Origin of the sequence: Streptomyces sp. MJM8645 (assembly GCF_001625365.1) — a bacterium.
Classification (GTDB): Bacteria; Actinomycetota; Actinomycetes; order Streptomycetales; family Streptomycetaceae; genus Kitasatospora.
This window is the reverse complement of record NZ_LJJF01000001.1, coordinates 6,579,316-6,591,626: the sequence shown is the minus strand read 5'-3', so window position 1 is coordinate 6,591,626 and position 12,311 is coordinate 6,579,316. Positions and strand designations below refer to the sequence as shown.

Genomic DNA, 12,311 nt, shown 5'->3' with positions numbered 1-12,311 from the left:
CGCGAGAGGACATCATCCAGCCCCAGAAGTGAGATGAATCGGCGACGAGTTCGACGATAGGGGGAATTCGACGGCCCTATCGGCAGGAAAGGAGGAAGGAAATCGGCAGTTTTCCGCTGCCGCTTTCCGGGCATGCCGCAGGAATCGACCCGGGCAGGCCGGGGCTACCGGCCGGCGGTGATTCCGCATTCCTCGGGGGACCAGACGTCCTCCCGGTCCAGGGCCTGCGGAGCGTACTTTCCGAGCGCGCTGATCAGCAGTCGGAGTTCCAGCGCCAGACAGTCCACGAAACGGCGGAGCCCGGATTCCCGGTCCTCCGCCACGGCGATCAGCGCCGCCCGCCCGAGGCCCACCGCACGGGCCCCCGAGGCCAGGCTCTTGACCGCTCTGGCGCCTTCCCAGATCCGCCCGGAGACCAGCAGCGAGGGCGGCGGCGCGACCGCCAGCCGGCGCAGGCACTCCGCGAGCGGCAGTCCGACGTGCGGCAGGAACACCCCGGGCGCCCAGCCGGTTCCGCCTTCGGCGCCGTCCACCACGACGGCGTCCGCCCCGGCCTCGTGCGCCACCCGGGCGGCCTCGGCCACGTCCCGGCCGGGGTAGAGCTTCACCCAGATCCGCACCCGCGGGTAGTTGTTGCGCATCAGCCGGATCTGCTGGCGCAGGATCTCCGCGGTGAAGGTGCCCGGGGTGGCGGCGCGCAGCACCCGCCCGTCGCCGAACAACGGGTCCAGCCCGAAGCGGTCGCCCAGCGCGGCGGCGGCCTCGGCCTCCAGCACCGTCATGCCGCCCAGGCCCGGTTTGGCGCCCTGGCCGACCTTCAACTCGAAGGCCAGCCGCCCGGATTCCAGCAGCGGCAGGGCGGCCGGGTCGCTGTGGACGAGGTTCCACACCTCGGCGTCGGCGTCCTCGGTGCTCTGCTGGACGGCCACGCCGCCGAGGCCGTCCGGAAGTTCTTCGGTGTAGGCGCGCAGCCGGCCGAGCAGCGTACGGTCGGCCGCCTCGCCGAGCCGGCCGTAGCCGTTGACCGGGACCACGTTCTCGCCGATCACCATCGGGATGCCGAGTGCCCCGGCCTGCCGGCTCAGCGCCAGCCCGAGGTCACCGCCGGCGGCCCGGGTGGAGCCGGTCGCGGAGACGTACACCGGCAGCGCGGAGGCGAACCCGCCGATGACGGTGGCGAGTTCGACGTCCCGGTAGTCGGGCTCGCGGCCGAGGTCGATCAGCTTGGCCAGCCGCTGCGGCAGGAACAGCGGCGGGACGATCCGCAGCGCGTCCAGGGCGTCCGGCGGCGCCGCCCGGTCCGCCGCGCCCGGCTGGCCGGCGCCGAACAGCACGTGTCCGTACTCCTCGGCGGGCGGGAAGGCGGCGGCCGCCCCGGCGCGGGCCCGGTGCCGGACCTCCTCCTCCGGGAATCCCGGCGCGCTGAGGTCGCTCACGGGGACACCACCCCGGCGATCTTCGGGAAGGCGCTGGCCTGCCAGACGGCGTCCAGCCCGGCGACGTACCGGGTGAGCCGCTCGACCCCGATGCCGAAGCCCGCGCTGGCCGGCACGCCCTCGCGCACCAGGTCCAGGTACCAGCGGTACTTCTGCGGGTTCTCGCCGGTCTCCCGCATCCGGGTGACGATCTCCGCGTAGTCGTTGGTGCGCTGGCTGCCGCTGCACAGTTCGCCGTAGCCCTCAGGCGCCAGCAGGTCGAAGTTGCGCAGCAGGCCCGGGTCGTCGGGGTGCTCGCGGTCGTAGAAGCCGCGCGAGCCCTTCGGGTAGTCGGTGACGAAGAACGGCCGGTCCCGCCGGGCCGACAGCAACGCCTCGCCCTCCCAGTCGAGTTCGGCCTCGGGGCTCTGCGGGTGCCCGATGCCCTGGAGTTCGGCGACCGCCTCCGCGTGCCGGATGCGGCCGAAGGAGCCCTGCAGCAGTTCGGCGAAGGCCTGCGGGTCCCGGCCGAGTTCGGCGAACTCCTTGGGCAGCGCGCGGACGGTGCTGTCGACCATGTGCACCACCAGGTCCTCGGCCAGCTGGACGGCGTCGTCCCGGCTCGCCCCGGCGACCTCCACGTCCAGCTGGTGGAACTCGGCCAGGTGCCGGTTCGTCCCGGCGGTCTCCAGCGGTTCCAGACGGACGTTCGGGGCGATGCAGAAGATCTTGTCGAAGGCGAGCAGCGAGGCCTGCTTGTACAGGATCGCGCTGGTCATCAGCTTGTAGCGGTGGCCGTAGAAGTCGATGTCCACCTGCTTGGAGCCGCGCGCACCGGGATCGGTGACCGGGCCGATGATCGGTGGCAGCAGTTCGGTGAAGCCCCGGCCGCGCAGGAACTCGCGGGCCGCGGTGAGCAGGTGCTGCTGGATCCGGAGCGCGCTGCGGGTGGCCGGCGCGGTCAGGTGCCGGCCCGGGTCGGTCGGCGGCAGGGGCGTGGTGTCGGGCATGGTCGGGGTCCTCTTCTCTCGTTCTCTCGTGGAGCGTGGAGCGTGGTTTCTCAGCGGGCGTTTCACCGGGCGTTTCACCGGACGTCTCAGCGGGCGCCTCACCGGGCGTCTCACCGCGCGGCGGGCAGCCCCCGCAGTGCGGGTGCGGGCGAGCGCCCGGCCCGGTCGTCGTAGCGCTGCTGGACCTGGGAGAGCGCGGCCAGCAGCCCGGCCGAGCCGAGGATCGGCGCGCGGCCGCCCTCGGCGAGCCCGGCGATCGGCATCGAGCCGACGGCGGACCACAGCAGCCGCCCGTCCGGGCCGAGCGAGCTGCGCGTCCGCCCGGCGTTGTCGGGGTGCAGGCAGTACGGCACGTCCAGGTACCCGGCCGCGAACGCCCGCACCAGGGCCCGCCCGAGGTCGGCGTCCAGGTCGAGCACCGCGCCGATCAGCGCCCTGGCCTCGGCCTCGATCCCGGTGTCCGGCGGGGCGGCGGGCCGGGGGCGGGCGCGTTCCGCCGTGGCGGCCGCGGCGGCGGTCTCCAGCGCCCGGACGTTCTCGGCGACGGTCGGGATGCGGTGCGCCTCGGCCGTGGTCTTGACGATCAGCCGGGCGGCGCCGCCGCGCACCGCGAGCCGCGCGGCGTCCTCCAGCAGCAGTCGGGCGCCGCCGGGCGAGCGCGGGTACACGCCCATGTACGCGTACACCACGAGGTGGTGGTCGACGTCCGCGAGCAGTTCGCCCGCGATCCGGCCGAGCGCGGCCAGCGCCTCCTCGTCCTGGCGGGCGTTGGCCTGCTGGGCGTAGCTGAGCGAGATGCTGCGCAGCCCGTGCTGGCGGAAGAACAGCGCCTCCAGGACGCTGATGGCGATCAGCAGCGAGGGCGGGCAGAGCTGGCCCATCATGCAGCCGCCGAAGGTCTCCAGGTGCGGATCCGCACCGAACTCCCGTATGGACGACAGTAGTTCGCAGCTGCGCTGCCAGCGGGCCACCGCCTCGTGCAGCGGGGTGCGGCCGTACGGCAGGCAGTAGGAGACCGGTCCGCCCTCGGTGGCGTCCAGGCCGGCCGCCAGCAGCGCCCCGATGATGTGCTCCGGCGCGGCCGAGCCGTGCCGGACCTGTACCGGGAAGCCCGCGTCCGCCACCCCGGCCAGGACCGACCGGGTGACGTCGACCGGGTGGGTGGCGATCGGGTAGCCGTTGAGGCCGGCCCCGGCGGCCAGGGCCCGCCGCGCGGCGTCGAGGTCGCCGGTGCGGGTGTAGCTGTCCAGGGTGATGGTGCCGACGGTGACGGCGGCCGCCGCCCGGGTGGCGAGCAGGCCCTCCCGCATCCGGGCCGCCTGCGCCATCCCCATCCGGGGCTGGACCACCAGTGCGCCGGCCTCCGCGGCCTGCGCCACGAACGCGCCGAAGCTCGTCACAGCAGGACCCGGGAGTGCAGCCCGTCGACGAACTCGCGGAACCCGGCCACCGCGGAGTCCTCCTCGAAGACCCGGTCGAAGCCGGCCGCCAGCAGTGTGCGCTCGCGGTCGGGGTCGTCGGTTCCGGCGATGCCGAGCTTGCCGCCGATGACCGTCGGGGTGCGCCGCAGTTCCGGGCAGGCGCGCAGGGCCGGGATCACCCGCAGCCCTTCCTGGTAGCCGTGCCCGTTGACGCTGCTGACCACGATCAGGTCCGGTTCGATCCGGCGGCATTCGGAGAGCAGCAGGGCGTCGGGGACGCACGCGCCCAGGTTCGTCACCCGGTGGCCCATTTCCTCCAGCAGCAGTTGCAGGAACACCAGGTTCCAGGTGTGCGAATCCGAGGCCGTCGTCGTCACGACGACGTCCAGTCTGCTCTCTCTTGCATTTCCGTGCTCCACAATCCAGCCCTCGTCGGTAGCGATCCTCGATGGAATTCCGCCGACGCCCCAGCCGGCGGCCCGGGAATTCCGGCGCGTATTCCGCGGCGGTCCAGCCCCACGGAGAACGCTAGGAACGATCGGGCCCGGCGACCGGCAGCTCGTGCGGCAAGATGCGGGCAAGATGCGGCAGTATCGACACCCGGCCGGCCGCCGCGTGGTCAGCCCGCGACGGCGAGCAGCTGGACGTCCCCGGCCGGCGCGAACCGGTGCCCGGGCTCCTCCCGGAGGAGGCGGCGGCACACGTTGAGCACCGTGAAGCGCACCCCGTCGCGGGCGGGCACGCTGCGGATCAGTCCGCGCGACAGCAGTTCGTGCACCGTCGCCAGGCAGGTCTGCGGCGCCCAGCCGCTGCGGACCACCGCGTCCTCCCCCGACCAGTCGCCGGGCTCGTCCACGAGCACGTCCAGCAGGGCCCGCTGGCGCTCCGTCAACCGCTGGATCGCCGGCTCCACCTCGTCCCGGACGTCGCCGCGCGTGCCGTACACCACCGGCGGTGCCGCCAGCGTGAACGGGCCGACCGACAGCCGGGCCAGCAGCTGGGCGGTGGACTGCACCAGCGTCCACCCCGCCGCGCGCTCCAACGCCCCCGGCAGGCCGTCCAGGTGGCGGCAGAGCGCGGCCACGGCGGGGGCCTCGGAGCGCTCCAGGGTGTAGCCGGGGCGCAGCCGGCGCAGGTGCGAGAGCAGCAGCCGGACGGCGCCGATCTGCGCCAACGCCTCCGGCTCGACGTCGAGTTCGGGGGCCGGTACGGGCAGCGGCGCGAGCGGGACGACCTGCCCGCCGGGCAGCGGCCAGGCCTCCCGGGCGGTGATCAGCACCCGCAGCCCGGGGCAGTGGTGGAACAGCCCGTCCAGCCGGCCGGCGTCCACCCCGCCGTCGGCGCCGTCCAGCACCAGCAGGGCGGGCCGGTCGCCGATGTCCCGGACGATGTCGTCCATCCGGCCGTGCCAGGGGGCCGGGTCGCCGGCGCAGTCCACCCAGCGCACCGACCAGCAGGCGGCCAGGTGCAGGCGGCGGGCCACCTCCAGGGCGAGCCGGGTCTTGCCGACCCCGCCGAGCCCCACCAGCGAGACCAGCCGGTCCCCGTGCACGGCGAAGGCGTCGGACAGCACCTCGGCCTCCATCTCCCGGCCGACGATGGCCCCGCGCGCCACCGGCGGGGCGACCGGCGCCACGGCCGCCGGCTCATCGGCGAGCGGGTGCCGACGGGCGGCCTCCTCGAAGTCCGTCCGGCTGCGGCCCTCCAGCCGCAGCGCGTCCGCCAGCAGCCGGACGGTCTCGTTCCGCGGCCTTCTGACTCGGCCGCTCTCCATGTCCCGGATCGCCCGCACGCTCAGGGTGGCGTGATCGGCCAGGCACTGTTGGGTCAGGCCGATCCGCTCGCGCCGTACCCTCAACTGCTCGCCGAAGCCCGCCGCCGGCCTCACCGCTTGCACCCACTGCCCGCCGTCCATGCCTCGTCTGCCCTTCGTGGTCCGGACTCCTGATGGGGGTCGGGACCGGTGGCGGCATCAGCGCTGGGCACCCGCGCGGTCCGTGGTCCGACCGCGTGGGTCCCGGTGGTCAGGCTGTGGCCTCCGAACCGGTCCCCTCCGGTTCCAGATGCTGCAGGCTTGCCGTCTACGCCCGATCAACGGCCGATCACCGGCCCCACCCATGACCTTCACGCTGGCCTCACAGCCCGTCGGCGGCCACGACGGCACCCGCCGGGGGGGGTTCAGTCCAGGAGCTTCGCCAGGACGCGGTCGAGCGCCTGGATGTCCTCCGGGGGCAGGGCGAGCAGGTCGTCGGGCGGGGTGGTGAGGATCCTGGCGGCGAGGGCGGCCTTCGTCTGGCCCTCCTCGGTCAGATGGACCAGCTTGGACCGGCGATCGGCGGGATTGGTGACGCGTTCGGCGAGGCCGCGCCGCACCAGGTCGTCGACGATGACGGTGGTGTAGGGCGGGTCGCTGCCCAGCCGCTCGGCCAGGTCCCGCAGGGTGATCGGGTCGGCGCCGAGGCGGCGCAGCGCCCTGACCCGGCTGAAGCTCATGCCGAGGGCTTCGGCGACGGTCTTGCGGCGGTCGTAGCGCTCCAGGACGAGCACGTTCAGCCCCTGCCAGACCCTGGTCGCCGTACTGGTGGCGGCCTCGTCCCCCTCGTGGTGCTCGCCGGTGTGCGGGCGGTCCATCAGGTGTTCACCGTCTCCTTCATCTCCCTCGCCCCCGGCGCCTCCGGCGTCTCAGGCGCCTCAGGCGTCTCCTCGGCGGCGAGCCGCTCCGCCGTGCGCAGGGCCGCCTCCCGGGCCCAGCGGCCGGAAGTGAGCGTACCCGTGACCAGCACGACGGCGCCGCAGCCTGCGATGATCCACCACGCCGTCCGCCCGGCGTCGGTGAAGGCCGCCGTGTGCGCGTACGCCCCGCCCGCCATCAGGGCGCCGACGACGGCCACGCCGAGGGACTGGCCGATCTGCCGGCTGGTGGAGGCCACCGCGGCCGCGACACCGGCCTGCGAACGGGGCATGCCCGAAACGGCGGTGTTGGTGATGGGCGCGTTGACCAGGCCGAAGCCGGTGCCGAAGAGCAGGTACGCGACGACCAGCACGGCCGTCGGAAGGTGCTCGGAGTAGGTGAGCGCCTGGAGCACGGCGCTCGCGCACAGGGCCGCCCCGGCGAGGAGCAGGGGGATGCGCGGACCCCGGGAGGCGACCATGCGGCCGGACACCGGCGCGGTCAGCAGCGCCATCACCGCCATCGGCAGCATGAACAGTCCGGCGTGCAGCGGGGTGAGCCCGCGCACGTTCTGCAGGTAGAGGGAGCTGACGAACAGGAACCCGCCCAGGGAGGCGAAGGCGGCGACCGCGATCACGGTGGCGCCCGCGAACGGCGCGGACCGGAAGAACCGCAGCTCGATCAGCGGGTCGGTGCGCCTGGGCTCGTACCACAGCAGGCCCAGCAGCGCGCCCAGCGCCGCCGCCGCGCAGCCGACGACGAGCGGCGAGGTCCAGCCGCGCTCCGGCGACTCGATGATCGCGTACGTGAGCGCGGTGAGCAGGACAATGACGAGCACCTGGCCGACCGGATCGACCCGGCGGGGCCGCGGCGCCCGTGATTCCGGCACGTACCTGCGGGTCAGGAACAGCGCGGCCAGGCCGATCGGCACGTTGATCCAGAAGACGGCCCGCCAGCCGGCCGACTCGACCAGGGCGCCGCCGACGATCGGTCCGGCGGCCATGCTGATGCCCACGACGCCGCTCCACACGCCGATGGCGCGGGCACGCTGCCGGGAGTCGGTGAAGGTGTTGCTGATGATCGACATGGCGACGGGGTTCAGCATCGATCCGCCCACCGCCTGGAGCATCCGTGCGGCGACGAGCCAGCCGAGCCCGGGGGCCAGGCTGCACAGCAGCGACGCCGCGGTGAAGACCACCAGTCCGATCTGGAAGACCCGGCGGCGGCCCACCCGGTCGGCGGTGGAACCGGAGAGCATCAACAGGCTGGCCAGCACCAGCGTGTAGGCATCGACCGTCCATTGCAGCCCGGACACCGAGGTGTGCAGGTCGCGCTGGATGGCGGGCAGGGCGACGTTCAGGATCGTGTTGTCGAGGCTGACGATCAGCAGGCTCATGCAGCAGATGGCGAGCACGAGCCAGGGCCGTCGTGGGGCGGCGTCCGGCATGGTAGGGGCTCCACAAGTATTTGTATTGTTGAAATCATTGTGAGCATATAACTAAATCACCGAACGGCCCAGCCCCGTGCAACCCAGCCCGCGCAGCCCAGCCCGCCGGCCTCCCCCGCGAGCCGCCCCCGTCATGGTCGGGGGGCCGGCTCCGGCGGCCAGGCGCCGGCGGCCAGGACGCCGGTGGCGTAGGCGCGGGCGACCAGTGCGGTGCGGTTGGGCAGCTGCCAGCGGCGGGTGAGCCGGGCGAGGTGGTAGTTGACGCCGTCCGGGGTGAGGCCGATCTCCCGGCCGATCTGGGCCGTGGTGGCGCCGCGGGCGGCGGCGGCGAGGATCCGGGCCTCGACCGGGCTCACCTCGGGGCGGGGGGCGGCCGGCGGGCCGGCGGGCCCGGTGCGGACCGGCAGCGAGAGCAGCAGGTTCGGGGCGTCCTCCGGGGTGTCGCCGACCAGGGCGACGGTCATCTCGCCGCTCCGCTCGGTGCCGTCGGCGGCCGACCAGGAGACCGGCGCCGGGTACTGCGAGCGGCGGTGCAGGCGGACGGCCTCGGCGAGCGCCGGTATGGTGGCGCTGTCCCGGAGGGTGAAGAACTCCAGGATCTTCCGGTTGCGCAACTGCCCGGGCAGCAGGCCGAATTCGGCGGCCATCGCCCGGTTGACGATCATGATCCGGCCGCTGAACTCGCACACCGCCAGCGCCACCGGCACGTGGTCGAGCAACCGCAGCGTCCGGTTGCGCCAGATGACGGCGAGGTCCTGCCAGCTCTCCGCCGTCGACTCGCAGTCGGTCAGTCTCATCCCGGCCCCTCCCGTGTACAACTTGCGCGTGCAGCAGACCTGACGGTCCGTTGACAAGTCTTCCGCGACCGCCGCTACTGCACAAACATGTAGTCCTCGGGCCCGGGTTCCTGCCCTGTTCGGGTGAGAGTGGAGGACGACGAGGTTTCTCCTGCCACGGAAGGCGACAACCCATGACCGAGACGATGACCCCGGCGGCAGCCGAGGCTGCGAATCCGGCTGGAGCCGGGCTCCCGCCCGGGACCCTGGTGCCCCGGCAGAGCCCCGCCGGGGTGCCGCTGGTCGACATCTCGTCGGCGCCGCCGATCGCCGCCCCCCTGCTGCGCACCATGGAACTGGCCCGGCGGCACGCCCCGGCCTTCGTCCAGCGCCTGCACGGGCGGGACACCCTGATCGTCAGCGGCCTGGACCTGGTCGAGGAGCTGGCCGACGAGGAGCGGTTCACCAAGTCGATCGGACCGGCCCTGGAGAACGTCCGCGAGTTCACCGGGGACGGCCTGTTCACGGCGTACAACGCGGAGCCGAACTGGGCCAGGGCGCACGACATCCTGATGCCCGCCTTCGCGCTCGGCTCGATGCGCACCTACCACCCCGTGATGCTGCGGGTGGCCCGCCGCCTGATCGAGTCCTGGGACGGCCGGTCGGCCGCCGGGCTGGTCGTGGACGTGCCCGGCGACATGACCCGGATGACCCTGGACACCATCGGGCTGGCCGGTTTCGGCTTCGACTTCGGTTCCTTCGACCGGGAGGAGCCGCACCCCTTCGTCGAGGCGATGGTCCGCTCCCTGAACTGGGCGATGAACAAGCTCCTGCGCGACCCGGAACTCGACCACAACGAGCCCGACGAGGCCGCCCGGGGCGACGCCCGGTACCTGGCCTCGGTGGTGGACGAGGTGATCGCCGCCCGCGCCGGCAGCCCCGAACAGGGCCCGGCCGAGGACCTGCTGGGCCTGATGCTCGACGCCGTGCACCCCGCCGACGGCAGCAGACTGGACGCCGAGAACATCCGCAACCAGGTGATCACCTTCCTGATCGCCGGCCACGAGACCACCTCGGGCGCGCTCTCCTTCGCGCTGTACTACCTCGTCAAGCACCCCGCCGTGCTCCGCGAGGTCCAGCGCGAGGTGGACGCGCTCTGGGGCGACCAGGCCGATCCGGAGCCCTCGTACGAGGACATCGGCCGGCTCCGGTACACCCGGCAGGTGCTCAACGAGGCGTTGCGGCTGTGGCCGACGGCCCCCGCGTTCAGCCGCGAGGCCCGCGCGGACACCCTGCTCGGCGGCCGGATCCCGGTCCGCGCCGGGGAGCCGGTCCTGGTGGCCACGATGATGCTGCACCGCGACCCCGTCTGGGGCGACAACCCGGAGCTGTTCGACCCCTCCCGCTTCGACCCCGAGCCGGAGGCGGCCCGCTCACCGCACGCCTTCAAGCCCTTCGGCACCGGCGAACGCGCCTGCATCGGGCGGCAGTTCGCGCTGCACGAGGCCACCATGCTGCTCGGCATGCTGGTCCACCGCTACCGGCTGATCGACCACGCCGACTACCAGCTGACCATCAAGCAGACGCTCACCATCAAGCCCGACGACTTCACCCTCGCCCTCGCCCCGCGCACGCCCACGCCCCCGGCGGTGGCGGACGCGCCCGTCCGCGCCGCCGACCTGCCCGGGCGGGTCCGCCAGGGCACCGGCCTGCTGCTCCTGCACGGCTCCAACTACGGCGCCTGCCGCGAGTTCACCCGGCAGCTGGCCGACGCGGCGGCCGCACTCGGCTGCGACACCGCCGTCGCCCCGCTGGACGCGTACGCGGACGGGCTGCCCACCGACCGGCCGGTGGTGATCACCGCCGCCTCGTACAACGGGCAGCCGACGGACGACGCGGCGGAGTTCGTCCGCCGGCTCCGGGCGGCGACCAAACAGGCCGAACAGGCCGAACAGGCCGAGGGCGGCGAAGGCGCCGAGGGCACCGCCGGGTTCGCGAAGGACGTCCGGTACGCGGTGCTCGGCATCGGCGACCGGACGTACGCCGCCACGTACCAGCGCGTGCCGACGCTGATCGACGAGGGCCTCGCCGCCCTCGGCGGCACCCGGCTGCTCGCCCGGGGAGCGGCCGACGCCTCCGGCGATCTGGCCGGGAAGGTGGCGGAGTTCACCACGGCGCTGAGCCGGGCCCTGCTGGAGCGGTACGGCGACGCCGCTGCACCCGTCGTCGCCCCCGCCCCCGGCACCGGCACCGCGCCCGCTCCCGCCGAGGCCGCCGCCCTGGAGACGTACACCGTGACCGAGCTGGCCGGCGGCCCGCTGGACGCCCTGGCCGCGAAGCGCCGCGTGATCGGGCTGACCGTCACGGCGGTCGGCAGCCTCACCGACCCCGCCTACCCCCGGGTCAAGCGCCTGGTCCGGCTGGCCCTGCCGGAGGGCGTCGACTACCGCACCGCGGACCACGTCTCGGTGCTGCCGGCCAACGACCCGGCCCTGGTCGAGCGCGCCGCCAAGGTGTTCGGCACCGACCCGGACACCCTGCTCGGCATCGTGGCGAACCGGCGCACCATCCTCGCCGTGGACCGGCCGCTGACGGTCCGCGAACTGCTCACCCACCACGTCGAGTTGCAGGACCGCCCGAGCGCCGCCCAGCGCGCGACGCTGGCCGACCTCAACCCCTGCCCGCCCGAGCAGGCCGCGCTGCGGGCGCTGCCCGAGGACGACCCGCGGACGCTGCTGGAGCTGGTCGAGGACCACCCGGCCCTGCGGGAGGTCCTGACCTGGCCGGTGCTGCTGGAACTGCTGCCGCCGATCCGGCCCCGGATGTACTCCATCTCCACCTCGCCGACCAGCGCCCCGCGCCACGTGGACCTGATGGTCTCCGTGCTCGACGCCCCGGCCCGCTCCGGCCGGGGCTCCTTCCGGGGCGTCGGCTCCGGCTACCTCGACCGGGTGGCCGTCGGGGACACCGTGCTGGCGCGCCTCCAGCCGTGCCGAGAAACGTTCCGGATCGGCCACCGCACCCCGGTGATCATGATCGCGGCCGGCACCGGCCTGGCGCCGTTCCGCGGCGCGGTCGCCGACCGCCGCGCCCTGCTCGCCACCGCCACCGCCACCGCCGACAAGGCCACCGCCGACGAGGCCACCGCCAGGGACACCGAACTCGCCCCGGCCCTGCTCTACTTCGGCTGCGACGCGCCCGACGCCGACTACCTGCACCGCGACGAACTGCTCGCCGCCGAGCAGGCCGGCGCCGTCTCGATGCGCCCGGTCTTCAGCGAACGGCCCGTCGACGGTCGGCGCTTCGTCCAGGACCGCATCGCCGCCGAGGGCGCGGAGGTCTGGAGCCTGCTCGCCGCCGGCGCCGAGGTCTACGTGTGCGGCGACGGCGCCCGGATGGCCCCGGGTGTCCGCGCCGCCTTCCGCGAGCTCTACCTGAGCCGGACCCCCGGCGCCGACGAAGGCCGGGCCCAGGCCTGGCTCCAGGGCCTGATCGACGAGCGCCGCTACGTCGAGGACGTCTACGCGGGCCGCTGAGCCCGCCCGACCGGAGGCCGGCCGCACCCACCCGG

9 protein-coding genes are annotated in these 12,311 nt (G+C 74.0%); 1 reads left to right on the top strand and 8 read right to left on the bottom strand.

All coding sequences use genetic code 11. From position 1 onward, the window contains the following. Positions 1-164: 164 nt before the first annotated feature. From A6F73_RS28070 to A6F73_RS28035, 8 genes are all read right to left on the bottom strand, one after another. Positions 165-1,436 (bottom strand): glutamate synthase-related protein, encoded by a 1,272-nt coding sequence (locus A6F73_RS28070; RefSeq protein WP_063350316.1) that lies wholly within the window; start codon positions 1,434-1,436, stop codon positions 165-167. After that, the gene (locus tag A6F73_RS28065) at positions 1,433-2,425 is read right to left on the bottom strand and encodes an asparagine synthetase A (RefSeq protein ID WP_063350315.1); all 993 of its coding nucleotides are present in this window, start codon (positions 2,423-2,425) and stop codon (positions 1,433-1,435) included. The genes A6F73_RS28070 and A6F73_RS28065 overlap by 4 nt, the downstream gene beginning before the upstream one ends. Positions 2,426-2,535: 110 nt before the next feature. Next, the gene (locus tag A6F73_RS28060) at positions 2,536-3,825 is read right to left on the bottom strand and encodes a methylaspartate mutase (protein ID WP_063350314.1); all 1,290 of its coding nucleotides are present in this window, start codon (positions 3,823-3,825) and stop codon (positions 2,536-2,538) included. Then, on the bottom strand, positions 3,822-4,268 hold the full coding sequence (locus A6F73_RS42600) for a cobalamin-dependent protein (RefSeq protein ID WP_107453099.1): 447 nt from the start codon (positions 4,266-4,268) through the stop codon (positions 3,822-3,824). The genes A6F73_RS28060 and A6F73_RS42600 overlap by 4 nt, the downstream gene beginning before the upstream one ends. 197 nt (positions 4,269-4,465) lie before the next feature. Continuing rightward, positions 4,466-5,743, bottom strand: coding sequence for a helix-turn-helix domain-containing protein (locus tag A6F73_RS28050; RefSeq protein ID WP_244293525.1), 1,278 nt, complete (start codon positions 5,741-5,743; stop codon positions 4,466-4,468). 281 nt (positions 5,744-6,024) lie between these two features. After that, positions 6,025-6,477, bottom strand: coding sequence for a MarR family transcriptional regulator (locus A6F73_RS28045; RefSeq protein ID WP_063350313.1), 453 nt, complete (start codon positions 6,475-6,477; stop codon positions 6,025-6,027). After that, positions 6,477-7,964 (bottom strand): MFS transporter, encoded by a 1,488-nt coding sequence (locus A6F73_RS28040; protein ID WP_063350312.1) that lies wholly within the window; start codon positions 7,962-7,964, stop codon positions 6,477-6,479. Before A6F73_RS28040 ends, A6F73_RS28045 begins: the two co-directional genes overlap by 1 nt. 131 nt (positions 7,965-8,095) lie before the next feature. Then, positions 8,096-8,761 carry a LuxR C-terminal-related transcriptional regulator gene (locus A6F73_RS28035; protein WP_063350311.1) on the bottom strand — a complete coding sequence of 222 codons (666 nt, stop codon included), beginning with the start codon at positions 8,759-8,761 and terminating at the stop codon, positions 8,096-8,098. A gap of 173 nt (positions 8,762-8,934) precedes the next feature. On the opposite strand from A6F73_RS28035, the gene A6F73_RS28030 reads away from it, so the two are divergent. Then, positions 8,935-12,276, top strand: a complete 3,342-nt coding sequence (locus tag A6F73_RS28030) for a cytochrome P450 (RefSeq protein WP_244293524.1) — start codon at positions 8,935-8,937, stop codon at positions 12,274-12,276. Positions 12,277-12,311 lie beyond the last annotated feature (35 nt).